The sequence below is a fragment of the Nissabacter sp. SGAir0207 genome (genome assembly GCF_005491205.1).
Classification (GTDB): Bacteria; Pseudomonadota; Gammaproteobacteria; order Enterobacterales; family Enterobacteriaceae; genus Chimaeribacter.
Genome location: NZ_CP028035.1, coordinates 2,780,032 through 2,803,984, shown reverse-complemented (window position 1 = coordinate 2,803,984; position 23,953 = coordinate 2,780,032). Strand labels below are relative to the sequence as shown.

General features: G+C 56.9%; 24 protein-coding genes. 6 read left to right on the top strand and 18 right to left on the bottom strand.

Features of this window, described 5'->3' with window-relative positions:
• Positions 1–45: 45 nt before the first annotated feature.
• The 5 genes from C1N62_RS12455 to C1N62_RS12435 form a co-directional block, all read right to left on the bottom strand.
• Positions 46–990, bottom strand: a complete 945-nt coding sequence (locus tag C1N62_RS12455) for a GlxA family transcriptional regulator (RefSeq protein WP_137765004.1) — start codon at positions 988–990, stop codon at positions 46–48.
• A gap of 38 nt (positions 991–1,028) precedes the next feature.
• Complete coding sequence (locus tag C1N62_RS12450) at positions 1,029–2,225, bottom strand: MFS transporter (RefSeq protein ID WP_137763936.1); 1,197 nt, start codon at positions 2,223–2,225, stop codon at positions 1,029–1,031.
• A 48-nt stretch (positions 2,226–2,273) separates the two neighbouring features.
• The gene (locus C1N62_RS12445) at positions 2,274–3,038 is read right to left on the bottom strand and encodes an SDR family oxidoreductase (RefSeq protein ID WP_137763935.1); all 765 of its coding nucleotides are present in this window, start codon (positions 3,036–3,038) and stop codon (positions 2,274–2,276) included.
• Positions 3,039–3,203: 165 nt separating this feature from the next.
• Entirely contained in the window at positions 3,204–4,145 is a 942-nt protein-coding gene (locus C1N62_RS12440) for a hypothetical protein (protein ID WP_137763934.1), read from the bottom strand.
• Positions 4,135–4,860, bottom strand: a complete 726-nt coding sequence (locus C1N62_RS12435; protein ID WP_137763933.1) for a phosphatase PAP2 family protein — start codon at positions 4,858–4,860, stop codon at positions 4,135–4,137. Before C1N62_RS12435 ends, C1N62_RS12440 begins: the two co-directional genes overlap by 11 nt.
• Positions 4,861–5,233: 373 nt before the next feature.
• Here C1N62_RS12435 and rspA point away from each other — a divergent pair, with 373 nt between their 5' ends.
• From rspA to C1N62_RS12420, 3 genes are read left to right on the top strand one after another with little or no spacing between them, the layout of a single operon-like run.
• A complete protein-coding gene (gene rspA, locus C1N62_RS12430; protein WP_137763932.1) occupies positions 5,234–6,448 on the top strand; it encodes a starvation-sensing protein RspA in 1,215 nt (404 codons plus the stop codon).
• A 14-nt stretch (positions 6,449–6,462) separates the two neighbouring features.
• Positions 6,463–7,482 carry a Zn-dependent oxidoreductase gene (locus C1N62_RS12425; protein ID WP_137763931.1) on the top strand — a complete coding sequence of 340 codons (1,020 nt, stop codon included), beginning with the start codon at positions 6,463–6,465 and terminating at the stop codon, positions 7,480–7,482.
• A gap of 54 nt (positions 7,483–7,536) precedes the next feature.
• Positions 7,537–8,820: an MFS transporter gene (locus C1N62_RS12420; protein WP_137763930.1), complete on the top strand. Its 1,284-nt coding sequence runs from the start codon at positions 7,537–7,539 to the stop codon at positions 8,818–8,820.
• A gap of 61 nt (positions 8,821–8,881) precedes the next feature.
• Here the strand turns inward: C1N62_RS12420 and C1N62_RS12415 are convergent, their stop codons facing one another.
• The 5 genes from C1N62_RS12415 to C1N62_RS12395 all read right to left on the bottom strand — a co-directional run bounded on the left by C1N62_RS12415 (position 8,882) and on the right by C1N62_RS12395 (position 14,063).
• On the bottom strand, positions 8,882–9,979 hold the full coding sequence (locus C1N62_RS12415) for an NADH:flavin oxidoreductase/NADH oxidase (protein ID WP_137763929.1): 1,098 nt from the start codon (positions 9,977–9,979) through the stop codon (positions 8,882–8,884).
• 168 nt (positions 9,980–10,147) lie between these two features.
• Positions 10,148–10,300, bottom strand: a complete 153-nt coding sequence (locus C1N62_RS12410) for a DUF2474 domain-containing protein (RefSeq protein ID WP_137763928.1) — start codon at positions 10,298–10,300, stop codon at positions 10,148–10,150.
• Positions 10,301–10,334: 34 nt separating this feature from the next.
• Positions 10,335–11,342, bottom strand: a complete 1,008-nt coding sequence (cydB, locus tag C1N62_RS12405; RefSeq protein ID WP_137763927.1) for a cytochrome d ubiquinol oxidase subunit II — start codon at positions 11,340–11,342, stop codon at positions 10,335–10,337.
• 1 nt (position 11,343) lies between these two features.
• Positions 11,344–12,768, bottom strand: a complete 1,425-nt coding sequence (locus C1N62_RS12400; protein ID WP_137763926.1) for a cytochrome ubiquinol oxidase subunit I — start codon at positions 12,766–12,768, stop codon at positions 11,344–11,346.
• A 416-nt stretch (positions 12,769–13,184) separates the two neighbouring features.
• Positions 13,185–14,063, bottom strand: a complete 879-nt coding sequence (locus C1N62_RS12395) for a LysR family transcriptional regulator (protein WP_137763925.1) — start codon at positions 14,061–14,063, stop codon at positions 13,185–13,187.
• Between the two features lie 722 nt (positions 14,064–14,785).
• Between C1N62_RS12395 and C1N62_RS12390 the strand changes: the two genes are divergently transcribed.
• Positions 14,786–15,409 carry a LysE family translocator gene (locus C1N62_RS12390; RefSeq protein ID WP_137763924.1) on the top strand — a complete coding sequence of 208 codons (624 nt, stop codon included), beginning with the start codon at positions 14,786–14,788 and terminating at the stop codon, positions 15,407–15,409.
• 33 nt (positions 15,410–15,442) lie between these two features.
• On the opposite strand, the gene C1N62_RS12385 is transcribed toward C1N62_RS12390, so the two are convergent.
• The 6 genes from C1N62_RS12385 to gatZ are packed head-to-tail and all read right to left on the bottom strand — an operon-like array spanning position 15,443 to position 20,895.
• Positions 15,443–16,297: a tagatose bisphosphate family class II aldolase gene (locus C1N62_RS12385; RefSeq protein ID WP_137763923.1), complete on the bottom strand. Its 855-nt coding sequence runs from the start codon at positions 16,295–16,297 to the stop codon at positions 15,443–15,445.
• Between the two features lie 52 nt (positions 16,298–16,349).
• Positions 16,350–17,399 (bottom strand): galactitol-1-phosphate 5-dehydrogenase, encoded by a 1,050-nt coding sequence (gene gatD / locus C1N62_RS12380; protein WP_137763922.1) that lies wholly within the window; start codon positions 17,397–17,399, stop codon positions 16,350–16,352.
• A 38-nt stretch (positions 17,400–17,437) separates the two neighbouring features.
• Positions 17,438–18,820, bottom strand: coding sequence for a PTS galactitol transporter subunit IIC (locus tag C1N62_RS12375; RefSeq protein WP_137763921.1), 1,383 nt, complete (start codon positions 18,818–18,820; stop codon positions 17,438–17,440).
• Between the two features lie 5 nt (positions 18,821–18,825).
• A complete protein-coding gene (gene gatB / locus C1N62_RS12370; protein WP_137763920.1) occupies positions 18,826–19,110 on the bottom strand; it encodes a PTS galactitol transporter subunit IIB in 285 nt (94 codons plus the stop codon).
• Entirely contained in the window at positions 19,107–19,607 is a 501-nt protein-coding gene (gene gatA, locus C1N62_RS12365) for a PTS galactitol transporter subunit IIA (protein ID WP_137763919.1), read from the bottom strand. Before gatA ends, gatB begins: the two co-directional genes overlap by 4 nt.
• Positions 19,594–20,895: a tagatose-bisphosphate aldolase subunit GatZ gene (gene gatZ, locus C1N62_RS12360; RefSeq protein ID WP_137763918.1), complete on the bottom strand. Its 1,302-nt coding sequence runs from the start codon at positions 20,893–20,895 to the stop codon at positions 19,594–19,596. Before gatZ ends, gatA begins: the two co-directional genes overlap by 14 nt.
• A 371-nt stretch (positions 20,896–21,266) precedes the next feature.
• Here gatZ and C1N62_RS12355 point away from each other — a divergent pair, with 371 nt between their 5' ends.
• Positions 21,267–22,043 carry a DeoR/GlpR family DNA-binding transcription regulator gene (locus C1N62_RS12355; RefSeq protein WP_137763917.1) on the top strand — a complete coding sequence of 259 codons (777 nt, stop codon included), beginning with the start codon at positions 21,267–21,269 and terminating at the stop codon, positions 22,041–22,043.
• A gap of 42 nt (positions 22,044–22,085) precedes the next feature.
• Here the strand turns inward: C1N62_RS12355 and C1N62_RS12350 are convergent, their stop codons facing one another.
• Together C1N62_RS12350 and C1N62_RS23195 are read right to left on the bottom strand one after the other, a co-directional pair.
• Positions 22,086–22,400 carry a hypothetical protein gene (locus tag C1N62_RS12350; protein ID WP_137763916.1) on the bottom strand — a complete coding sequence of 105 codons (315 nt, stop codon included), beginning with the start codon at positions 22,398–22,400 and terminating at the stop codon, positions 22,086–22,088.
• Between the two features lie 405 nt (positions 22,401–22,805).
• Complete coding sequence (locus C1N62_RS23195) at positions 22,806–22,958, bottom strand: hypothetical protein (protein ID WP_168195858.1); 153 nt, start codon at positions 22,956–22,958, stop codon at positions 22,806–22,808.
• Positions 22,959–23,721: 763 nt separating this feature from the next.
• Between C1N62_RS23195 and cspE the strand changes: the two genes are divergently transcribed.
• Positions 23,722–23,931, top strand: coding sequence for a transcription antiterminator/RNA stability regulator CspE (cspE, locus tag C1N62_RS12345; protein ID WP_137763915.1), 210 nt, complete (start codon positions 23,722–23,724; stop codon positions 23,929–23,931).
• Positions 23,932–23,953 lie beyond the last annotated feature (22 nt).

The following is a 23,953-nucleotide window of genomic DNA, read 5'->3' as shown; positions in this document are numbered from 1 at the left end:
TTAATTTATTTGATATTTATCACCAACCGCCCTCTACTAAATCTTTTACTCCATCGCCTTGCCCGCTCGTAAAGACTGAGGTGGGATGCCGTAGCCGCGGACGAACACTTCGCGCATGTGGCGGCGGTCGCGGAATCCGGCTTCGCGGGCGATGGTGTCCAGCGACAGGCGGCTCTGTTCGATCATTAGCCGGGCGGCTTCGAGGCGCAGGCTCTCAATGGCTTTTGCCGGAGATTTACCGGTCTCGGCGCGGAAAAGGCGGCTAAGCTGGCGGGCGCTGAGGTGAACGGCGTCGGCCAGATCTTCCACCGTCAGGGGCTTGCTGAGGTTGTTGCGCGCGAACTCCAGCGCGTTCTGCAAGCGGTCGGAGCGCGGTGCCAGTGCCAGCATCTCGGAGTGTTGGGTCTGGCCGCCGGAGCGGCGCTGGTTCATCACCAGCCGGTGGGCGACGTTGCGCGCGATCTCCGCGCCGAAATCCTTCTCCACAATTCCCAGCGCCATATCCAGCCCGGCGGTCATGCCAGCGGAGGTCCAGATATGCTCATCGATAATGAAAATGCGATCGTCCTGCACCTGAATGGTGGGGTAGCGCTGTTGCAGGCTCTTGGCATGTGCCCAGTGGGTGGTGGCGCGTTTGCCATCCAGCAGCCCGGCTTGCGCCAGCACAAAGGCACCGGTGCAGATGCCGGCCACCCGGCGGGCGTGGCGTGGGGCGTCGCGCAGGAACAGGGTGGTCTGCTCGGAGGCGGGCGCGGCCAGCGGGTCGAGCACTCCTGCGACCATCCAGGTGTCGGCGCTGGCGGTGGCGTCAAGGGGCTGGGTCTGGAGCGTCACGCCGGTGGAGGAGCGCACCTCGCCGCCCTGATCGGAGTAGATGCTTAGCTGGTAGAACGGCTCACCAAGTACCAGATTGGCGAACTCAAACACCGACATGGTGGAGAGCGCCAGCAACTGGAAATTATCCGTCAGCAATACCCCAATTCTATGCACATCTCCCTCCGTTCGCGGCCAGTTGCCGCCACTGTTCATCATGATGCCTGCACCTTCAGGCTGGTTGCCTGCCGCGCCCGGACGCGCTCAGAGAGCCAGAGCGTCAGCAGCGCCAGCCCCAGCAGGAGAGCCGAGCTAAACAGGATGCCGCTGACCCCTGCCAGCGGGTAGATCCAGGCGGCCACCGCCGAGCCAGCGCCGATGCCGCAGAACATAAAGGCACTGGTCAGCGCCAGTGCAAGGCCGCGTTGCTGCGGGGCCAGCTCCACCACCCGCCGTTGCTGGCTCGGCCAAAGAATGTCGGTGGCAAAGGCCCATAGCACCAGCGCCAGATAGAGCAGGGGCAGGCGGGCGGGCATCACCAGCAGCAACGCCACCACGGCCATCAGCAGGATGATGCCGGCCGTCAGCAGCCTTTCAGCACTGTACCTGCGGGCGGCGCGGGCGACAAACAGATTTCCGACAATGCCGGCCACGCCAAGGATGAAAAGCGCCACCGTGACGGCCTCTGCGTCACCATGATAACGGGTGCGCACCAGCGGGGAGATGAAGGCGTAGGTCGCGAACACCCCGGCGGAGATGAAGAACACCACCATAAAAACGCTGAGGGAGCGGGCATCCGTCATCATCTGGCTGACGGCGCGCAGCGGCACCCGCTCGCCAGCATGTTGCCCCGGCACGGTCAGCAGGATCATCAGCACCGTCAGCAAACTGGCGACCCCAACGGCGATAAACAGCACCTTGGCTCCCCACAGGCTGGCGACCCAGGCGGCCAGCGGAATGCCCGCCATGCTGGCGACCGACAGCCCCAGCAGCACCATCGCAATCGCGCTGCCGCGATCTTTTTGCGCCACCAGCTCGGAGCCAAGGGCAACCAGCATCGGCCCCATCATCGAGGCACCCAGCCCCATGATGATCCGCGCGGTGACCAGCACCGGGTAGCCGGGCGCGAAGGCAAATAAAAACGCACCAAGGCCGAACACTGTCACGCCAGCCAGCACCTGGCGCCGCCGCGGCAGATGGCCGAACAGCACCTGTGACAGCGGGGCCGCGAGCGCGAAGGTCAGGCCGAACAGTGCCAGCAGAAAAGCGCTCTGTGACTCACTCAATGCCCACTGGTGGGCGATCGGCTCCAGGCTGCCCGCGATGGCCAGCGCGCCGGTGGCCTGAACAAAATAGGCCGCGCTCAACGCCTGCAAGGCGCGGCGCTGAGGGACAGGAATAGGGTGGCTCATGGATGTCTCTCCAGCAGGGGAAGCGGGGCCGTGGCCCCGCAGCCGGCATCACTGCACCGGGATCGGGTTGTCCAGCACTGACTGGTTGAAGTGCTCGACCATCTGGTGCTCATTGGCACCGGGGTTGTCGCGAACCGGCAGCACGCGGTCAACAATCGCTTCCGGGCCATCCTCCGCCAGTTTTTGCATCGTCTCCTGAATAAACGCCTCCAGCGGCATGGCGCGTGCATCGCCACTCTTATAGATCAGGTCGGTATCGACCCACGGTGGCGCAATCTCAATCACTTGTACGCCACTTTTACGCAGCAAGAAGCGCTGTGACAGGGTATAGGAGTGGATGGCGGCCTTGGTGGCGGAGTAGAGCGCGTTGGTCGCCAGCGGCAGGAAGGCCAGAATCGAACTGTTGTTGATCAGCACTGCATCCGGCTGCTGTTTCAGGTGCTCAATAAAGGCGGCGCTGGTGCGCACGGTTCCCAGCAGGTTGGTGTTCAGCAGCGTAACGGCCTGCTCGTCATCCAGTTCACCGCTGGCGGGATTATCAAACGGCATGATGCCAGCGTTATTGATCACCACGTTCAGCGTTGGGTAACGGCCAATCAGGGTGTTGGCCGCCGCTTTCACCTGCGCCGGGTCAGTGATGTCCAGTTCGATATAATCCATGCCGGGGTTGGCGGCGGTCACGCTCTGCAACAGCGCCGTGCGGCGGCCAGAGATGATGACCTGGTTGCCCAGCCGGTGGAAGGCTTCTGCCAATCCACGCCCAATGCCCGATGCGCCGCCAGTGATGAAGATGGTGTTTCCGGTCATTTTCATGATGTTTCTCCGTTCCGCTTGAGGTTAAGGGTCACTAATCTCGGTCAGTGAGTTCATCTTATGCGGAATCAGAATGGCGTGAATGACGTACAGGGTCGTGATTTAGGACATCATGGCAGAAAGGGGAGAAGTGGGTACGTGAGCCATACCCACTGGACGCCGACGTCAGAGTGAGAGATAGAAAGCAATATCCCCTTGGCAGGGTTTTTCGTGGTTATAGCTGGTCATCATCAGGCGCTGGCTGTCATGGGACAGGAAGTAGGGCACCTGCCCACGGGGCAGGGCATCGCTGACATCCTCCACCTTTCCTTGCTGGTAATCCTGCCAGGTACGCCAGCGGATCAGCCGATGGGTGTCTGTGTCATAACCGGGGGCGTAACTGGGCGTAAAGTAGCTGGAGGCGTAGTAGTAACCCTTCAATTGGGTCACGCCATTGAGGATTGGGCCGGTCTTGCCATAGGCACCGGCATCTGCATCGGCTTTATGGGCAACGGTAGAAAACACCGTAATCTGGCCCTTGGAAAAATCATCAACCCGGATTATCTCGCCGCGTGAGGCACTGATGACATGCACTTTGCCATCCAGCAGCGCGAGCGCCCGGACATAGCCCATCGGGTGGTTGCCGAAATTCAATATTTCGCCCTGCCCACTGAAATCCCGGATGCGGAACAGATGGTGGGCATCGACAATATAAGCAAAGCCATCACCCCCATCCAAAATATCATGCGGACGCTGTAACCCCTTGCCCGCGATATTATCCAGGTATTGCGGCTGGGGATCGCTTAGGCTTTTAACTTTTATTAGCCGATCGCCCTCTGAGTCATCAATTAAATAACCCCATCCCTTTATGTAGCGAATGCTGTGTGCTCCTTTCAAAGATATTGGGGAGCGCTGCCACTCTTGGGAACCATTTTTATAGAGAATGCGGTCATTCTTATAATCAGAGATAATGAGCTGATCATTTTCACTGGAGAATTGTGTGGGCCAGCAAAGTTGACCAAGCTCCTGTTGATAGACTACCTCTTTGGCCGGCTTTCTAAAGATAAACAGCGAGGCTGCACATAATATTAATAGTAGGAAAAGGCCTTTGACCCATTTACTTTTCATCTTTGGCCTCTTTTTTCGCCTGCTCCAAATCGCTAATAAAGAGTGGGTCTGCATGGAGTTTCGCAATCATGGCAGAGGCGAGGAGTCTTGCTGCATCGACGTCTGACTGCCAATGAACGCCGCATATTACCCGGCTCTGGCCATACTCATATCCTTGTGCCAACAAAGCAGGTTGCCTTCCAGGCTTGATTTCTGAGAGCACCAGCGCAATTGCCCAGCCTGCTGCAGCATGGCCGGAGGGATAAGAACCATTTTTTTTCAGTTCATTATCCAGATCAGGCGTACATGACTGAACATGATAATAGTCAAAGGGCCTGACTCTTTGGTATTTCACTTTTGTCGATTGGGTTGAACTGAGGCCAGCATCGAAACGTAAGGCATCAATAATTTTCACAGTATATGGGGTGGTTTTTACTGAGAGAGTTTGCCCATAAGAGGGGGAGAACGTGTGCAAAATATTCTCCACGGACATATCTGCATCAGCCACTGCCTGAGGGCCACGCGGCGTTTTTAATACCTTGTGGGCAGTAATATAGTTTTCTTTATCCAATGAGAAAGCGAGGCTTCCTTCTGCAGGGGGTGGGGGCAGAAGGGCAAGTCCATCCGGAGCGGTATCAAAATTCAAATAACCTGGATGATCTTGTGCGAGACAACCAAAAGAGAGAGTGATAAAAGTCAATGCTATTACGTTCCTGGTATACATGTCTTTATTCATCTTATTCCCTATCTATCAATAGACTTATCCTGCCAAACATTATACTGAGTTGACTAAAATAAAACCAGGTTATTTTAATGGATAATAGGATGATGATATATATTTCCTCTGATTAATTAACAGCAATTATAGTCTCATCATGATTTCTGCCTATTATTGATAATTAATGGGTGCGACTTAATGAAATCTAGAGGCTCATGTCCGTGTACCTGCCTTATGTAACACCAAAACATTAGAGCTCACCCGCTTTCCATCAATTCCGTGATCCCCCATCCACTTTTCGCTTTTCATACTTGTATGGTAGTTGATGCAGATCTAGAGTCATCCACTCGTTGTGGTGCTCACCGTTGAGCTGGCTGATAAGGATCGACCTATGAAGATTGTGAAGGCTGAAGTGTTTGTAACCTGCCCGGGGCGGAATTTTGTAACGCTGAAAATCACCACCGATCAGGGGTTGACCGGGCTGGGAGATGCCACGCTGAACGGGCGCGAACTGTCAGTGACCTCCTACTTGCAGGATCACCTCTGCCCACAACTGATTGGCCGTGACGCGCACCGCATTGAGGATATCTGGCAATTCTTCTACAAAGGGGCCTACTGGCGGCGTGGGCCAGTGACCATGTCGGCTATCTCCGCCGTGGACATGGCGCTGTGGGACATCAAGGCCAAGGCCGCCAATATGCCGCTCTACCAGTTGCTGGGCGGGGCGTCGCGCGAGGGGGTGATGGTCTACTGCCACACCACCGGCCACAGCATTGATGAGGTGCTGGATGACTACGCCAAACACAAGGAGCTGGGCTTCAAGGCGATCCGCGTACAGTGCGGCGTGCCGGGCATGAAAACCACCTACGGCATGGCGAAGGGCAAGGGGCTGGCCTACGAGCCGGCCACCAAGGGCGTCTGGCCGGAGGAGCAGCTCTGGTCAACCGAGAAGTACCTCGACTTCACCCCTCGGCTGTTTGAGGCGGTGCGCAGCAAATTCGGTTTCAATGAGCACCTGCTGCATGACATGCACCACCGCCTGACGCCGATTGAGGCGGCGCGGTTCGGCAAGAGCGTGGAGGAGCACCGGCTGTTCTGGATGGAAGATCCGACGCCTGCGGAGAATCAGGAGTGTTTCCGCCTGATCCGCCAGCACACCGTCACGCCGATTGCCGTTGGTGAGGTGTTCAACAGCATCTGGGACTGCAAGCAGTTGATTGAGGAGCAACTGATCGACTACATCCGCACCACGCTGACCCACGCTGGCGGCATCACCGGGATGCGCCGCATCGCTGATTTCGCATCGCTCTATCAGGTGCGCACCGGCTCGCACGGGCCGTCTGACCTCTCGCCAGTCTGCATGGCGGCGGCGCTGCACTTTGATCTCTGGGTGCCAAACTTCGGCGTGCAGGAGTACATGGGCTACTCCGAGCAGATGCTAGAGGTCTTCCCGCACAACTGGACCTTTGACCGTGGCTACATGCACCCAGGCGACAAGCCGGGCATCGGCATTGAGTTTGACGAACGCCTCGCGGCGAAATATCCCTATGAGCCAGCCTGCCTGCCGGTGGCGCGTCTGGAAGATGGCACCCTGTGGAACTGGTAACGGAGAGCATCAGCATGAAAAGTGTCGTGATCCAACAGCCGGAGCGGCTGGTGATTGAGGAGCGCCCACTGCCGCAACCGCAGTCGGGCGAGGTGCGGGTGCGGGTGATGAGCGCCGGTATCTGTGGCTCGGACGTGCACATTTTCCGGGGCCACAATCCGTTCGCCAAATACCCCCGAGTGATCGGCCATGAGTTCTTTGGCCTGATTGACGCGGTGGGCGAGGGCGTGGAGGCGTCGCGCCTTGGCGCACGGGTAGCGGTCGATCCGGTGGTCAGCTGTGGCCACTGCTACCCCTGCTCGGTTGGCCGCCCGAATGTCTGCACCTCCCTGCAGGTGATTGGTGTCCACCGTGACGGCGGGTTCAGCGACTACGCCTGCGTGCCGGATCGCTGCGCCTATGAAGTGCCGGCGGCCATCCCTGACCAGCACGCCACCCTGATTGAGCCGTTCACCATCGCCGCCAACATCTGCGCCCAGCTCCAGCCGACGGCGCGTGACATCGCGCTGATCTACGGGGCCGGGCCAATGGGGCTGACGCTGATTCAGGTGCTGCGTGGCGTATTTGGGGTCGCGCAGATTATCGTGGTGGATCGCATTCCGGAGCGGCTGGCGATGGCGCAGGAGAACGGCGCTGACTGGGTGATCAACAACCTCACCACTGACCTGAAAGCGGAATTGGAGCAGGCTGGCGTGCGGCCGACGCTGATTGTCGATGCTGCCTGCCACCCGGCCATTTTGCCGGAGGCGACCACGCTCGCTTCGCCGGCGGGGCGCATCGGCATCATGGGCTTCTCACCAGAACCCTGCACCCTTAGCCAGCAGGCAATAACCGGCAAGGAGCTGACCATCTATAGCTCACGCCTGAACAGCGGCCGCTTCCCGCAGGTCATCGCGTGGATGGCGGAGGGCAAGATCCAGCCGGAGAAACTAATCACGCACCGCTTCCCGCTGGAACATGTCACGGACGCGCTGCAACTGTTCGAACAGGACCAAAAAACCTGCTGCAAGGTGCTGCTCAGCATCTCCGTGTAGCGCCCCATGCCGCCACCCTGCCGGCATTGATAACGAGAAAGACGTGGAGTCATTATGATTAAGAACTTGCGTTGGATCATCGTCTTACTGCTGTTCCTGGTATACATGATCAACTACCTCGACCGTGTGGCCCTCTCTATCACCCTACCGATGATTGAGCAGGACTTGACGCTCAACGCCGAGCAGTTTGGCCTGATCTTCGGCAGCTTCTTCTTTGGTTATGCGCTGTTCAACTTCGTCGGCGGATTGGCGGTGGACAAGTTTGGCCCAATGCTGGTGCTGGGCGTGGCGGTTGGCCTGTGGTCAATCTTCTGCGGTATGACGGCGCTGGCAACCGGCTTCTACTCCATGCTGATCCTGCGGGTGCTGTTTGGCATGGCCGAGGGGCCAATCTGCGCCTCCGCCAACAAGATGATCAACGGCTGGTTCCCGCGTAAACAGGCAGCGACCGCGATGGGCCTGCTGAGCGCCGGTTCGCCACTGGGCGGCGCGGTAGCCGGGCCAATTGTTGGCTATCTGGCGCTCTCCTTCGGGTGGCGGCCTGCTTTCATGATCATCTGCGCCATCGGCATTGTCTGGATGCTGGTCTGGTTCTTCCTGGTGGCGGACTCGCCGGAGAAGAGCCGCCGCGCCCTGGAGAACGAACGCGCGCTGATCGCGCAGCAAAAGGCCGAGGAGGGTGAGCAAGAAGCCGCGCCACAGGCGGGCCACTCGCTGGGCTACTACCTGAAGCAGCCGATCATTTTGGTGACTGCTTTCGCTTTCTTCAGCTACAACTACATCCTGTTCTTCTTCCTGAGCTGGTTCCCCTCCTATCTGGTGCAGGCGCACGGCCTGAACATCAAGGAGATGAGTATCACCACTATGATCCCGTGGATTGTCGGGTTCGTCGGGCTGGCGCTGGGCGGCATCATCTCTGACGCCATCTTCCGCCTGACCGGCCGGCTGCTGCTGTCACGCAAAATCGTGCTGGTGACCTGCCTGCTGGCCTCGGCGGCCTGCGTGGCGCTGGCGGGTACCGTCAGCCAGGTGGTGCCAGCGGTGATGCTGATGTCAGTGTCGATCTTCTTCCTCTATGTCACCGGCTCCATCTACTGGGCGATCATTCAGGATGTGGTGCATAAATCCCGTGTCGGCGGCGCGAGTGGCTTCATCCACCTGATTGGCAGCGTCTCAGGCATTGTCGGCCCCATCGTCACCGGCTTTATCGTGCAGAACACCGGCAAGTTCGACAGCGCCTTTATTCTGGCCGGCGGTGTTGCCGCGCTGGGCGCGATTCTGGTGCTGCTGGTGGTGCGGTCGCCGCGTGCGGTATCGCCAGCGGCCACCAGCCACTGAGTCGGGTCAGCCACTGAGTCGGGTCGTACAATAGAAAGGGGAGCCATCAGGCTCCCCTTTTTTATTCGCCGCGGTAGCGCTCCAGCCAGTGGGCGTAGGGGGCGGGCATCACCCAGGAGGGGTTGTCGATGCCGAGCCGGCGTGCGGCCATGTAGGGCCAGTGTGGGTCGGCCAGCATTGGCCGCGCCAGCATCACCATATCAAGCTGGCCCTCTTGGATCATGGCGTTGGCCTCCTCTGGTGAGCTGATGTTCCAGCTGGTGGCACAGGGCAGGCCGGTCTCGCGCCGCACCCGCGCCGTCAGATCGGCGAGCATGTTCGCCCCCCAAGGAATGGCGGCATCGGGCGTGGAGAAGCCCATGCTGACATCAATGAAGTCCAGCCCGGCGCGCTTGAACTGCTGGATCAGCGCAATGGCCTCGGCGGTGGTCTGCTCGTCGCGGCCATCAAACTCAATCACGCCAAACCGCGCGGTCAGCGGCAGGTGATCCGGCCACACCTCACGCACCGCTTGCAGGGTCTCCAGCAGGAAGCGGCCACGGTTCTCCGCGCTGCCGCCGTACTCATCCTCACGCTGGTTGGAGTGCGTGGAGAAGAAGCTCTGCCCCAGATAGCCGTGGGCAAAGTGCAGTACCAGCCACTCAAAACCGGCGTCTCGCGCCCGCGCCGCCGCCTGCACGAAGTCAGTTTTTATTCGCTCGATATCCTCCAACGTCATGGCGCGCGGCACCTTCGGCAGGTTGGCACCGAAGGGCAGGGCGGAGGGGGCGAGTGTCTCCCAGCCACGCGGATCATCTTCGGCAATGTGGTCATCCCCCTCCCACGGGCGGTTGGCGCTCGCCTTGCGCCCGGCATGGGCGATCTGGATACCGGCCACCGCGCCAGCCTCCTTGATGTCACGCACAATCGGCACCAGTTTGTCTGCGTGCGCATCGCTCCAGATGCCCAGATCGGCTGGGGTGATGCGCCCCTCCGGCGACACGGCGGTGGCTTCCACCACCACCAGCCCCGCGCCGCCGCGTGCCAGCGAAGCGTAGTGCGGCCCGTGCCAGGCGGTGGTTAGGCCATCCTCCGCCATATATTGGCACATGGGGGATACGGCAATACGGTTGCGCAGGGTCAGCCCCTTCAGCGTCAGGGGGGAAAAGAGTGAGCTCATGGCGTCTCCTTAAGGGTAGGGCAGGTGCGCCGGGCACCGTGCCGGGCAAAGGATCAGTGTAATGGCTAATTGGTCGCCTTGCCGCCGCCGCACGCCATAAAAAAAGCCACCCCGAAGGGTGGCTTTTGGATGTCAGCGTTAACCAAACCGCTGCGGATCAACGTCTGCTTAGTGAGAGCGCATACCTGCGGCGGTCATCAGCAGGCGGAACACGGTTGCGACGCAACCCAGGGCCAGAATACTGCCGGCGTAAATCGCGACCAGCCAGGCAATACGTTTCCACAGCGGGGAAGGAGCCTGAGCTTGGGTGTTCTCAATCATCTATTCCTCCTAGTTATTGCTAACAATCAATGAATCAATGGTAGCCTTCGTCCGGGCTGATCTTCCCACGGAACACGTAGTAGCTCCAGAAGGTGTAGGTCAGGATCACCGGAATGATCAGCAGGCCGCCCACCAGCATGAAGCCCTGGCTCTGCGGCGGGGAAGCCGCCTGCCAGATGGTGATGCTTGGCGGAATGATGTTCGGCCAGATACTGATGCCCAGACCAGTGAAGCCAAGGAACACCAGCGCCAGCGTCAGCAGGAACGGCGAGTAGTGCGCGTGGCGTTTCACGCTGCGCAGCAGGCCCCAGGCGGACAGCAGCACCAGTACCGGCACCGGCAGGAAGTAGAACAGGTTCGGCAGGGTGAACCAGCGTGCGGCGATCGCGCCGTGCGCCATCGGCGTCCAGACGCTGATCACAGCAATCGCGGCCAGCAGCAGGATAACCAGCGGTTTCGCCAGCGCCGACATCTTACGATGCAGGCCATGCTCGGTCTTCATAATCAGCCAGGTACAGCCCAGCAGTGCATAGGCAATCACCAGACCCACGCCGCAGAACAGGGTGAACGGGGTCAGCCAGTCCATCGCGCCGCCAGCGAAGGTGCGGCCTTCAACCGGGAAGCCGTTGATGAACGCGCCAACCACGGTACCCTGGCTGAAGGTGGCAAAAATGGAGCCGAAGATGAACGCTTTGTCCCAGAAGGCACGGTGCTCTTCGGTCGCCTTGAAGCGGAACTCGAAGGCCACGCCACGGAAGATCAGCGCAATCAGCATGATGGTCAGCGGAATCGACAGCGCATCAATGATCACCGCGTAGGCCAGCGGGAAGGCGCCATACAGCGCCGCGCCGCCCAGCACCAGCCAGGTTTCGTTGCCGTCCCAGACCGGGGCAACGGTGTTGACCATCATGTCACGTTCGATTGGATCTTTGTTGAACGGGAACAGGATACCAATCCCCAGGTCAAAGCCATCCATCACGATGTACATCAGCGTCGAGAAGACGATGATGGTGAACCAAATAATAGAGAGATCGATACCCACGTTATTTACCCTCTTCCGATTGGTTTAACGGTTCCTGAACCGCGGAGAGCGGACGTGCAGGGGTATGTTTGGTGCCCGGGCCACCCTCTGGGGTGTGGTCGCCTTCGCCGGTCTGCGGGCCTTTCTTGATCAGGTGGATCAGATAGGTGTAACCCACGCCGAATACCGACATGTAGACCACGATGAACGCCAGCAGGCTGATGCTCATTTGCAGGTCACCGTGCGCGGAGACCGCATCCTTGGTGCGCAGCAGGCCATAGACCACCCACGGCTGGCGGCCAACTTCAGTGGTGAACCAACCTGCCAGAATCGCGATCAGGCCAGATGGGCCCATCATCAGGGTGAACCACAGGAAGGCGCGCGAGGTATAGAGGCGATCCTTGAAACGCAGCCACAGGCTGACCACGCCCATCAGCACCATCAACATGCCGAGGCCGGCCATGATGCGGAACGACCAGAACACAATGGTGGAGTTCGGGCGATCTTCTTTCGGGAAGGTCTTCAGTGCCGGAACCTGCTTATCCAGGCTGTGCGTCAGGATGATGCTGCCCAGGTAAGGGATTTCCACGGCGTATTTGGTCTTCTCCTGCTCCATGTCCGGGATGCCGAACAGGATCAGCGGCGTCGGCTCATTCGGCGGGTTCTCCCAGTGGCCCTCAATCGCAGCGATTTTCGCTGGCTGGTGCTCCAGGGTGTTCAGGCCGTGCATGTCACCCAGTACTGCCTGGATCGGGGAGACAATCAGTGCCATCCACAGCGCCATAGAGAACATCTTACGGATTGCCGGGGTGTCATTTTTGTGCAGCAGGTGCCAGGCCGCAGACGCACCCACAAAGAAGGCGCTCGCCAGGAAGGCCGCGGTTGCCATGTGCATCAGGCGGAACGGGAAGGACGGGTTGAAGACAATCGCCATCCAGTCAGCCGGAACCACCAGCCCATCTTGCAGCGCATAGCCCTGCGGCGTCTGCATCCAGCTGTTGGAAGCCAGGATCCAGAAGGTGGAGATGATGGTACCGAGGGCAACCATGCAGGTGGCGAAGAAGTGCAGGCCACGGCCCACGCGGTTCCAGCCAAACAGCATAACGCCGAGGAAGCCAGCTTCGAGGAAGAAGGCCGTCAGTACTTCATAGGTCAGCAACGGGCCGGTGATGCTCCCAGCGAATTGGGAGAAACCGCTCCAGTTGGTGCCGAACTGGTAAGCCATCACCAGACCGGAAACCACACCCATACCGAAGTTAACCGCAAAGATCTTGGACCAGAAGTGGTAGAGATCGCGATAAACTTCATTTTTGGACTTCAGCCACATCCCTTCCAGAACGGCAAGGAACGTCGCCAGGCCAATGGTGATGGCTGGGAAAATAATATGGAAGGAAACAGTAAAAGCGAACTGTATCCTGGCGAGATGAAAGGCGTCTAATCCAAACATTGCTTACCTCGATCTAGCATAGCATCCTCATTTATTATTTATTTACCAGCAATTAACAGGTGAGCTACATTTCCGTGCGGTTCAGGCAATTAACTGCGGACTTCTTTCCTGTTTTGATCGCAAAAACCAACCCAGGAGAATGGGCAAGCACAATAAATTGATCTGCATCAAAGCGGTGGCGATTATTGATATGAATTGTTTCTGGCGCAGGTTATTCAGACTTTGTTGCAATGTTGAGCTTTTACCAATGTATGATAATGAAATGTGAAAATGGTGTACTTTATGTGGCTATATTGGGATAAAGGAGATGGAAATTAACCAGAGTATTTCTCTGCCTATTTTGTTTATTTTAGCGTGAAGTATCGGTATTCACGCTGGGCAGAAAGCGTTGGGAAGAGAATGCCCTCGGTCAGGGGTCACGGGGTAAATAGCGCTTTGGTAAAATCGATAAAGTGAATCACCGTGGGCGAGCGCTCCCACTTTCGGTAGATGATGTTGATTTCAGAGGGAATGGCGGGCGACGCCAGCGGGCGATAGACCACCTCTGGCAGGAATACCGTATTGGACAACACATCCGGCACCACGGCGACGCCCTCATTGAATGAGACGCGTGACAGCACATCCACCAGGCTGCCGGGGCTTTCACTGCGCTTAACCTTAAAGCCGCCGCGCCGCGACACCTCTACCGTGCCATGCGGCTGTTCCGGCAGGATAAATTTTTCATTGCGTAACTCCACAGGTTCAATTGGCTGCTGGCGTGCCGCCAGTGGATGGCCCGCTGGCAGCGCTACGCAAAAAATATCCTGCTGAATATGAAGGCTTTTTATATCATCTGGTAGCCGCATCGGGCTGCGGATAAAGGCGACGTCCAGCTTTCCCTCGCTGACCATGATAGGCAACTCATTCATCGGGTATTCGCGCGGCGTAATGGTGACATTGGCCGTTGCCTTCCTGAATTGCGACAACAACTTACTCAGAATACCAGACCAGAGCGCGGAGCTGACGTAGCCCAGCCCCAGATGCCCCACCTCGCCACGGCTGGCCAGCCGGCCAATCTCCATCGCCCGATCCGCCTGTGCCAGCGTGGCTTTCGCCTCCACCAAGAACAAACTGCCGGCCTGAGTCAGGCTGACACTGCGCTTGGTACGAACGAACAACTCTACGCCTACCGTTTCTTCCAATTGGCGAATTTGCACCGACAGGGTAGGCACCGAGATGCCGAGCTTTTCCGCCGCAGCGCCAAAATGGAGCTTTTCCGCCAGAACGATAAAGTAGTGAAGATGCCTGAGTTCCATGTGTTACCTACAATTAGCTTTTAACTAATAGTAATGCAAAAAAAGTAAAATATCGATAACGGAAAATCTTCACAGGCTGAAAAATATTGTTACATCCGTGCTGTAATAATAACCAGTGGTGGAGCACAAAGCGATAAAGGAGATAAATCACACAATAGACAGGGGTAAGCCGTTAACACCGCGAGATGCAACGCCTTCCGCTTTCTTATGCCATAACGTGTCATGGCGTTGGGCACAGTTGAGGCACTTTCCATCTACACCGGGATTTGTAACAGCCAGCGAGAGCGGGCTAACGCCATGTTTTCTCTATGCAGCAACAAAAAGCAGGGTTAATCGCGGAAGACACCCTAAGTAACAGTACCTCTCACTCTAGTTATTGTTACAACATACTGTAATCAGAAGGAGGGTGAACAGGCCATAACGAAGGGAACATTGTTAATGATCATAAGGCATCACAGAAAGATATTTAGCCTGGCACACTTTCGCTATCACTTTCATCCTCTCTCCGTGCGATCAGTTAGCGAATAGAAAAAGCCCATGCAGGCATCATTTATTCTGAATAAAAGATGAAAAAACGCGGAAAAGGCGTGTATTAAAAAGCGCTTTAATAACTTGCCTATACATTTTGTATAACATTAATGAAAATTGTTGATAACGATTAAGTTGAGATTGCGCACCCCTGCCTTATTCAGCATAGTGAAAAAATAAACAGGAGAGTGCAAATGGAAAGTGAATGGTTAGCTCTGTTATCTATCAGCGGTGTCATTGCGCTCGGTGCTATGACGCCAGGGCAAAGTTTTATTCTGGTGGCACGTGTCACCATGGCCTCTTCCTTACGTGAAGGCATTGCTGCGGCGGCAGGCATGGGGGTAGGGTGTGCGCTCTTTGCGTTGATCGCCTTGCTAGGGCTGCATACCTTGCTACTGGCCGTCCCTTGGTTGTATACCGCGCTTAAAATTGCCGGGGGTGTTTATCTGCTCTATCTGGCGATGAAAATGTTGCTGGGCAGCCGCTCCACAGCGGTGGCTTCCCCGTCCTCTGAGGCACCGGCCAATGTCTGGCGTGCCTTTCGGCTTGGGTTGGTTACGCAAATCAGTAACCCTAATACCGCTGTTGTTTTCGGCAGCGTATTTGTCGCTTTCCTTCACCAGCAGATCGCTGGCTGGATGTTTCTGGTACTGCCGGCTCTGGCCTTTACCATCGATTTTGTCTGGTATGCGCTGGTGGCCTGCTTGCTGGCAACCCCGGCGCCGCGTGCTTTCTATCTCTCATGCCGACGTGGTTTTGACCGTACGGCGGGCACCGTCATGGCATTGCTGGGCCTCAAGCTGATTTTACAGCGCTGACGGCCGGGCCGGTGCAGGCCAGCCCGGCCTTTGTCAAAGCTTATCGGCACTGCCGCACATGATGATTTTCTCCTCTACTACCCGTTGCATGGCCTCTTTGGCGGGTTGTAGATAGTGGCGGGGATCGTTGGCCTGCGGATGAGCGATGAAGTAGGTTTTCACCGCATCAGCAAAGGCGATTTTCAACTCAGTGGCCACATTGACTTTGCAAATCCCGTTGGCAATCGCTCGCCTGACCATAACGTCTGGAATGCCTGACGCCCCATGCAGCACCAGTGGCGTCTCTGTCTGGCTACGGATCTGCGCCAGCCGCTCAAAATCAAGCTGTGGCTCCCCGTCATACAGGCAATGTGCCGAACCGATGGCGACGGCCAGTGAGTCAATGCCGGTGCGCGCGATATACCCCGCGACACTGTGCGGATCGGTAAAGAAACTCTCCTTCTCCGCGACCTGAAGATCATCTTCCTGGCCCCCCAGCCGACCCAGCTCTGCCTCAACGCTCACCTCATAGCGATGGCAAAAACGCACCGCCGCCGCCACGGTCGTGATGTTCTGCTCAAAGGGCCCGTGGGAGGCGTCGATCATCACTGAACGCACACCGGCACACACCTTATGCTTAATGTCAGCCAACTCCTCATGATGATCCAAATGCAGCGCCAAGGGGCGTTTCAGTTTCTGCGCGGCCTGTCGGCAGAGGGCCACCAGATAACCAACCCCCGCATAGGTAAAGGTGCCGGGCGTGCCAGCCAGAATCACCGGTGAGTTGAGCCGGGCGGCAGTTTCTGTCACCACTTGGATGGTCTCCAGATTGTGGATATTAAAAGCAGGCACCGCGTAGCCCTCGCGCTGTGCCTTTTTGAGCATCTCCCGGGTGGGTATTAAATACATAGTGATATCTCTAAAAAAGTACGCCTGACAGACGGGCAGGCGCAGACCGTCATCAGTGGGAAGCAAAGCCCAACAGCAACTTGCCCTGCATTGGCCGACCCTGTAGGGCGCTGACCTGACTGGCAAAGGCTTCGGCATCGCCGACATGGGCAATCAATGGCGCGAGGTTAAGCGCCTGCTGTTGGAACAGGGTGCTGGCCTGTTGCCACTCCATGCCCGGCCAGGCTGCCGAGTAGTTCATCCAACTGCCAATCAGCGTTAGCTCCTTGCGCAGGATCTGGCCGAACTGCGAAGGCGTCAGGGTGATCTCCCGGTGCACCGTGCCGACCAGTGCCACCTGCGCGCTCGGCCCGGCAATCTCCAGCGCCAGCGCCACGGTTTGTGGGGTGCCAGCAGTCTCCAGAATCAGCTGGTCAAAACGGCGCTCGTGCAGCTGTTCAGCGATCTCCTTGGTGCTCAGCAGGGTGCTGTTGCAGAGGTGGGTGGCGCCAGAGATCTGCGCCAGCTCCAGCTGTTGCGGGACGATATCAAGGGCAGTCACTGACGCCGCGCCCAGCGCCCGGGCGCATTGGATCGCCAGCTGGCCGATGGTGCCCGCGCCTATTACCACCACATGTTTGCCTTCGCAGCCGCCAGCCAAATTGAGCGCATGTAGTCCCACGGTGATGGGTTCGAAAAAAGCGCCCTGCAACAGGGTTGTGCCTGCCGGCAGCCGGAACAGATTCACCCGCCGTACCACCACATATTCCGCATGGCCCCCGGCCGAACGCGAACCGATGAACTGGTAGTGGCAGCACTGGGAGTAGAGGTGGCGCTGACATGCCTCACAGGCAAAGCAGGGTTGCAGCGGTACACAGGCCACCGCGTCGCCGACCTGCAAGTCCGTAACCTCCGCGCCGCAGGCCACCACTTCACCGCTGAACTCATGCCCCAGGGTGATGGGGTAGAAGTGCGCGCCCCCGGAAAAAATGCGTGGAATGTCTGAGCCGCACAACCCGGAGTACGCCACGCGCACCAGCACCTCATCGGGGTGGGTGAGCGTCGGTTGTGGCTGCTCCTCAACCCGTACCGCACCATCGTTATGAATGACAACTGCTTTCATCACCAACTCCTGTAAGGGGGCGAGCCGCCCCCGGTCAATTAAAGGGCTGTGGGTTTTTCAGCGGTAGTTTTTGCAAGCTCGGCCGTGGCGCGGGTGGCGTTACGCGCCCGTCGCCAAGTGAGCAGGACGCCCGCCAGGTAGATCGCGCCAATCACTAACAGGCCGGTCACGTTCTGCCAGGTCAGCAGTTCAATCAGCAAGTAGGTGATGGGTGAACCACCCTGATCCATCGAGGCGACCAGTCCACCGCTTGCTTTCAGCGTGCCAGCATTGGCGGCCAGCTGAGTGTGGAGCGGGATGGTCTGGGTGGCGATCCAGAGGGTGATACCCATGATCAGCGTGCCGGAGATTAGCGTGCGGAACAGGTTGCCCTGATGCACCGCCACCGCCATCGCGACGAAGAAGCCAATCGTCGCCAGATCGCCAAACGGCAGAACCTGATTTCCCGGCGTCACTACCGCCACCAGAATGGTCAGCGGAATGAAGATCAGGCTGGCGGAGACCACCGAGGTGTGGCCGAGCAGCAGCGCCGGGTCAAGACCGATAAGGAACTCCTGTCCGCCAAATTTCGCCTGCAACTTTTTGCGTGCCTGACGGGCAATCGGGGTCAGGCCATCCATGATCGGCTTGATAACGCGTGGCATCAGCAGCATGACGGCGGCAGTCTTGACCGCCAGTTGCAGCACGCCCTTCACGTCATAGCCAGCCAGCAGGCCAATCAGCAGCCCCATCACGAAGCCGACGGTGACGGGTTCGCCAAAGGGGCCAAAGCGTTTTTGCACGTCATCGGCGCTAAAGTGGATCTTGTTCAGGCCCGGCACCCGCTCAATCAGGGTATCCACCAACACGGCAATCGGCCCAAGGTAGGCTGAGGAGCCGTGCGGAATGGCGATCCCCTCCAAAGCGAAGAAGTCACGGGTGTCCTTGGCGAACCAATCCCCCAGCTTGTAGACAAAGGCGGCATGTACCACGACCCCCAGAATCGCCAGCCAGTAGGAGCCTGTCGCGATGTGTACCAGCGCGCCGGTAAAGGTCATGTGCCAGATATTCCAGATATCGACATTGACCACCCGGGTCATGCGGGTGACCAGCATCAGGATATTGACGCCAATCGCAATCGGAATCGCCACCAGAGCAATTTGCGAAGCCCAGGTCATCGGCGAGGAGCCGGGCCAGCCGATGTCCACGACCTGCAAGTTGATGTCGAATTGCTCCGCCATCGCTTTCGCCGCCGGGCCGATGGAGTCGAGCATCAGCCCAATCACCAGTCCGATGCCGACAAACCCAATGCCGATGTGGATACCGGATTTAAAGGCCTCGCCCAGTTTCATGCCCAGCAACAGCGAAAAGAGCATGATCACGATAGGCAGCATCACCGTCGGCCCCAAATCGAGGATATAGCGCATGATGTCAGTGAACATGGCGACTACTCCTCCAACAGGGCCAGTATCTTCTGTTTCAGCTCTTCAATGCCGACGCCAGAAACGAAGGGCATACCATGTACCACCGGGATGTCACCGAATGTGCGATCGACCCTGGCCGTGGTGCAGATCAGGTCAGCGCCATCCATGTAGGTTTCGATTTCCGTCACGCGGCACTGCACCAGATCAAGCTGGATATGGTGTTCGGCGCACAGCTCTTTTATCTCTTCCGCAGCCAGGGTTGAGGTCGCCACGGCGCCCCCACAGGCAACAATGATTTTTCTTTTCATAGGACAACTCCTTGCGGTTGTTTTTGTTGAAGATCAGAGGCAGGGCAGGGGACGAACAGATGGCGGGCGAAGTACGCCCCCAGCTCGTCATCGGGTACAGAGAGCAGCGCGTCCAGGAAGCCAGGCTCCTGTAACTGGCTGAACAGCGTGCGCAGCAGAACCAACTGTTGCTGCGGGTCAGTGACAATCAGCGCAATGATCAGCGAGACAGCCACCAAACAGGCATCATCGGCCTGCTGGAACGGCACTGGCGCCGTCGGGCGGATCAGGTAGAGGGCCGGGCGGCAGGCATGTTCGGCGCTACAGTGCGGAATGGCGACCGCATGGCGCTCCAGAGCGATGCCGGTAGGGAACTCCGCCTCGCGCGCCAGCAAAGCCTCCGGGTAACTGGCTTTCACCACCCCCTGCGCCAGCATCTGCTGGCCGATATGGCGCAGCGCGGTTTCCGCGTCGGCAAAGTCAATCTGGGTCTTGATGAAGAGATCACAGGGTTGCATCAGCTTCAGCCTCCCATTCGGTGGCCTGTGGCAAGCAGCCATAACGGTAAGCGCGCAACACATCCTGGATTTTGTCGATGATCAGCGTATGCGGCATGGCTTCCAACGTGCCCGCCATAATCCGTTGGAATTGGTGCGGCAGGTATTGGCTGAGCAGGCCCAACGGCAGCGGCGTCTGTTCAAGGTTGCCAATCAGCTGGGCCAGCGCCGCCTGAATGCGGGCATGTGACCAGTAGTAGCGGATGCGATCTGACAGGCTGAAGTGCAGGTCAACCAACGCCTTGCTGAAGGTAGGGTGGTAGTACTTCTTCCAGTAGTGCGGCTCATCCAGCATCACCTGATCAATCACCTCCCGGATCTGGCTGCGCTGTTCTGGTGCCACCAACGTCTGTTCCATCTGCGCCAAGGCAAACACCGCCTCACGCAGGGCGAAGGTCAGCGCTGGCCCCACCTTGAGGATGGCATAGTGATCCTGCACCAACTGGCGGTAGGCCTGTGGCGTCTGGTAGTCCGTGGAGTGGGCCTCATAAACCAGTGGCGTGTCGGCAATGAAGCGGGAGAGCGACTGGGCGGCCTCCGGCTGGTAGGGAATGACGCGGGAGTGATCGAACTCAACGCCGGGCTGCACCACCAAGGCAATAATCCGTGGGATGGCCTCCTCCAGACCCGCTTGCCGGAAGGCAACCTCATGCAGGCGCAGGGTTTCGGCGGCATCGCTGGGGCGGGTGATATGCACCTCTTCAATGGCGCTGGCCTCGCCACCCGGCACGGGCACCTCGGTGCCGATGACATAGGTAAGCCGCTGCTTTTGAGCCGGTGTCGCAACACGTTCCGCCACCCGGCAGAGTCGCGCCGCCCGCTCGGCCACCACCGCAGGGGGCAGCGGGGTGGGATCATCGGCACAGGACATGGAGGCATCCAGATGGATTTTGCTGAATCCGGCGCTGACATAGGCGGCAATCAGGGTCTCCGCCTTTTGCATCGCGACTTCTGCCGGCTCATGTTGCCAACAGTTCGGGCCAAGGTGATCGCCGCCCAGAATCAGGCGCTCCGAAGGGAAACCTACGCGTTCGGCAATGCTGAGCACCCCTTGGCGAAAATCCTCCGGCATCTGACCGGTGTAGCCACCAAATTGGTTGACCTGATTGGAGGTGGCTTCAATCAACACTTTCTGCCCACTGCTCAAATCAAAACGCAGGGCAGCTTCAATGACCCAAGGGTGTGCTGAGCAGACTGAACAGATCCCCGCCTGACCATCACGTTTATGTTGTAGGATGACGTCTTTCATTTTTAATCTCCGTTTGTTTTCGAATAACAATCTGTTTATTTCGAAATGTCAGCAAGGTGCGGTGCGCCAATTCGTGACCCGGATCGTAAATATTCTTCGTTTGTTTTCACATTTGCGGGTATCTTTCGAAATGTCGCACAAAAAAATGGTGGGTTCAGGCGGGCTTTTCAGAAGTGTGGTGAATGAATAAGTGAAAAACATAATCCAATGTTATTATTGGTTTTTATGCAAAGAGGTCAGGTTTTTTCTAATAAGTTTCTTGAAGCGGAAATGCCTCTGCGGTCGGCCATTCAGGGGGGATAAGATTTCCCTCCCCTTTCGTATGCCGATTGTTTACACTGTCAGGAATACAGTGAGATGGACCCATATTTATGAACTCTTATGAAAGGCGTAACAGAATTATCGAGCTGGTCAATCAACAAGAGAGCGTGTTGGTGACCGATCTTTCTTCTGCTTTCGATGTCTCCGAGGTGACGATCCGCGCGGATCTTCGCCTGTTGGAGGAGAAGGGGCAGGTGATGCGTTTCCACGGCGGGGCAGCCCGGCCGCCAGCTGGGCAACAGAGTGAGGCGGAGATTCAGGAAGTGGTTCTGGAGGATCGCTATAGGCTGGCCAAGGATCCCAAGAAACGCATTGCCCAGGCTGCGGCGGCTATGGTGCAGCCGGGTGATACCCTCATTCTGGATAGCGGCAGCACGACCATGCTGATTGCCGAGGAGCTGGCAAGTCACCGCGACATCACCATCATCACCAATAACCTGCCGGCGGCCTTTATGTTGTCAGATAACCGGGAAATCACGCTAGTGGTCTGTGGCGGCACCCTGCGCCATAAGACGCGATCCCTGCATGGGGCATTGGCGGAAAATGCCCTGCAAGGCATCTCGGCCAACCTGATGTTTGTGGGGGCGGATGGCTTCGATATGCACAATGGCATCACCACCTTTAATGAGGGTTACTCCATCAGTGGCGTCATGGCAGAAGCGGCGGAGCGGGTCATTGTGGTCACGGATGCGTCGAAATTTGGGCGACGGGGATTCAATCAAGTACTGCCGCTGGCGAAGATCAACGGCATCATTACGGATGAGGGGATCAGTGCTGACGACCGTCAGACGCTCGCACAGTGTGATATTGAGTTAACCATCGTCTGAGGATTAGGCGAAAGCCCCATACTCATGGGGCTTGCCGAAAAATTATTTGGCGGGTGCGGGTATCGGGGGAAGTTCTACCACTGAAAGACGAACTTCATAGTGACCACCGCTTTTTTGCGGCATGGCAGAGAGCAGTTTGTTCAGCCCCTCGGTTGGGTTGTCAGTCTGCATGGATGCCTGATACAGCGGGATCATGGGTGGCGGTGGGTTGCCAGGGAAACCGCCATGTGGCCCCTTGCCGTCAAAAGCCGTCGGCGGGTTGCCATGCGCATTGTCCGCCGGGGCGGCAAAGGCAGAGAGGCTGGATGCAGAAAGCGCCAGTGCCAGTAGGCTGGCCGTTGCTAAAATATTTTTCATTATTCCCTCCAGAACCGTGCAATATCGCCCGGTGCCGCTATCAAACGCTTTCTCAGCGTGGCGCTCAAGACGCTTTACGCAACATTTTCCCTGCTAACGCAAAACTGAATATTGAGACACATCTGGGCCAAAAGCTGACAAATTCGACGATAACGCATTGATTCAACAGGTTTCTGGAGTTTAACAGTGATGTCAGGAGGAGAGGGAAGGCTACTGGGGAAAACACAAAACCCAGCATGAGGCTCCTATAAACTGCATCGGGCTGTGGGGTGGCGTGGATGAACATGAGATCCAAAGGCCAGGGACAGCAAAGCAGGTTGTTTTTTATTTTCCCTTATCGGGGCAAGCGCACCCAGGGACAGGCTAAAAATCAGGAGCGGCCTGTAAAAGCACACAGCGGACGGATTAGAAGATCTGGCACGCCAGGGCAATCAGCACTACCCAGAAGGCTGCGCACCCGCCAAGGATCAATTTCCATGCCACCGGGCGGCTGATCGAATCAATGTTAAAAACAGGTTGCTGTTGCTGCTGCTTGATAACGTGTTGATGATTGTTCATGGTGCTCAGTTCTCGCCAGTAAAAATTAGGAATAATCGTATGAAAGTGCCTAACGGAGCGTGAATATAAACTATACAAACTGATAATGCATTCTAAAAAATCATATAAAAGAGTGTATTTTCTTCTAGGAAAAGTCCTATCCATAAATAATAGTGGTTTAACAACCAGTAGTTTTGTTAACCCGATCAAGAAATTTCTATAGTTATTTGATTTTATTAAATTTTAAAAGTGACATTGCTTGCGCCGCTAGTGCTTGCGAAGGAGCCAGCTGGCACTAAGCGTACCTTGGGAGGGGTTTATTGTAAAAATGGCTTTTCTATTAGGGCAAGAAACCCGGCAACGATTGGTCAATTAAAATAATGTGATTATTCGATTAAGAAAATCTATCAGAAAGTTAAAAAAAGAGATGGCTGGCGTAGAGGCCACAGATGCTAACAGGCCTATGATCGTCAGGGACTTTTAATGCCGCAACAACGTAGTCCTGCCTCATAAAATATTTATATTAAAAAACAATGTATTATAAAATATCGGTGAAGGTTGGGAGCGCTATAGAAAGCCTGATGGCAGAAAATCGTCTATATATCAGCAACGTCAAAAGAGTCCATAGGCAAACACCGCTTTTATACTCTTAACTGCGGTGGATCAAAAATTTTGCGACATTTATCGCTTTATCGATACCTGACGCTGGACAAAACTCCTGCTAGTTGCTGTACTGTTACCCGACACACGTTTTGTGTCGTTCATTCACGTAAAGGTAAGTTTGATGTCTAAGATTAAAGGTAACGTTAAGTGGTTCAATGAGTCCAAAGGCTTTGGTTTCATTACCCCTGAAGATGGCAGCAAAGATGTATTCGTGCACTTCTCTGCTATTTCTGGCAATGGTTTCAAAACCCTCGCTGAAGGTCAGCGTGTAGAGTTCGAAATCACTAACGGTGCCAAAGGTCCTTCAGCTGCTAACGTTGTTGCGATCTAATTGCCCCCCATTCTATAAAAAA